The following is a 1564-nucleotide window of genomic DNA, read 5'->3' on the forward strand; positions in this document are numbered from 1 at the left end:
CCAAAAACCCCGTTATTTTCTATAAAGTTTACTTCTCTCATTATTCATTCCTTTTTTTCTAATTCTGTTTTTAATCTTACTGCCTCTTTTATAATATCAATAAAACCATCAGCAGGTACATTTTCTTTATTGGTTACAAAGTATATAAACTCAGTTAATAAATAAACAGTATCTTCGCTGCTAATATTTTTAGCATCGATAATAATACGTTTTTCTTTATTATCTCGTTCTATATGTATATATTGTTTTTGACTATCTATTTTCATAATCATATCCTATTAATAATCTTTCTTTTTATTTCCAAAAGCTCCATCTTCTTTTGCTGTTTTTCTGCTATGACACCTTTTGCATAAAGCCTGCAGATTATTTTTATCATAAAACAGAGGATCATCTTCGCTTTCTATTCTTTTTATATGGTCCACATGTTCAGCAAAGTTATGGCACTCGTCAAAGTTTTTGCAAAGCGGATTTTCTTTCAAAAAACTTTCTCTAAAAGCACGCCATTTTTTACTTTGATATCTTTTATATGCTTTTTCATCACTTCTCATTATAAACACTCTTTACTTTTGAACATCTTATTTACAAGTTATCAACATTGTTGACAACTTATAAACATAGAATTATTCATTATTAGCTATCTCATCTTCTATATCAGTTAGCACTGATTCAAAATCTTCATAGCAGTACGGAGTCTTTCCATCTACACATATTTTAAATGCTCCATCTTCTAAATCTATATAGCAGTTACATAAATCATTATTAATTTCTAATCTGTTTCTTTTAATCTCCATATCATCTTTTAATATAGGATATTGTTCAGCTATTTTATTTGATGCAGCTTCTAAAATAGCTATTTTTGTACAAACATAATGTTCACGCAATTTTTCTAAAAATATCATTTTTTATCTCCTATTTTTTTAATAAAATCTTATAAAAATAATCAAAATAATATTTTGACTATTAAAAATCTATTTTCTTTATTTCTCCATTTAGTGAATATTCAAACTTATCTGAATCTTCAATATATGTATTTTCTAAATGCATATATCCAAATATCTCTCCATTTTCCTGTCTTATTTCTATAAAACATTCTCTTGTTTTTCTTCCGTAATCAGTTATTTCTTTACTTTCTGTAATTTCTATATTTGATATATGAAGCCTATTTTTACCTGAATGTAAATTAATAATATCTTTAGCAGTGAAGCCTAGATATTCTTTATAATATGTTTCAAAATCAGATGTATATATTTTTATATAGTTTTTACCGTCTGACATAACTGCATATTTTTTTAATAATTTTGTTTTTATCATATTATTTATACCTCTATTATTACTATGCTGTTATAAGCTCCTTAGACTTTTGCATTTCTATGTCTACTACTTTTAAATTTATAAGTCTGCTTGTAAGTCTGCCTTTTATATATTCAGCATCAGTTTTTTTATTCAAACTTTTTAATAAATCATCATAACTTTTATTTGATGTAAGAATAACTGTTTTTTCCCCGCTTCTTATATTATCAAATATTTTATAGTATCCGTCTATAGCATAATGAAAGCCAACGCT

The 1564-nt window shown here is 25.5% G+C and carries 4 protein-coding genes and 1 pseudogene; all 5 read right to left on the reverse strand.

Annotation, left to right across the window (positions count from 1 at the left end; translation table 11 throughout):
• Window positions 1–44: 44 nt before the first annotated feature.
• The gene (locus tag F811_RS0100100; protein WP_020003297.1) at window positions 45–266 is read right to left on the reverse strand and encodes a hypothetical protein; all 222 of its coding nucleotides are present in this window, start codon (window positions 264–266) and stop codon (window positions 45–47) included.
• 12 nt (window positions 267–278) lie between these two features.
• Window positions 279–548, reverse strand: coding sequence for an HNH endonuclease signature motif containing protein (locus tag F811_RS0100105; RefSeq protein ID WP_020003298.1), 270 nt, complete (start codon window positions 546–548; stop codon window positions 279–281).
• A gap of 72 nt (window positions 549–620) precedes the next feature.
• On the reverse strand, window positions 621–899 hold the full coding sequence (locus F811_RS0100110) for a hypothetical protein (RefSeq protein WP_020003299.1): 279 nt from the start codon (window positions 897–899) through the stop codon (window positions 621–623).
• A 61-nt stretch (window positions 900–960) separates the two neighbouring features.
• Window positions 961–1311, reverse strand: coding sequence for a hypothetical protein (locus F811_RS0100115; protein ID WP_020003300.1), 351 nt, complete (start codon window positions 1309–1311; stop codon window positions 961–963).
• Between the two features lie 22 nt (window positions 1312–1333).
• Window positions 1334–1564: pseudogene (locus F811_RS16590) on the reverse strand (ATP-binding protein); the annotation flags it as partial.

This window comes from Brachyspira innocens ATCC 29796, from assembly GCF_000384655.1.
GTDB classification, from domain to species: domain Bacteria; phylum Spirochaetota; class Brachyspiria; order Brachyspirales; family Brachyspiraceae; genus Brachyspira; species Brachyspira innocens.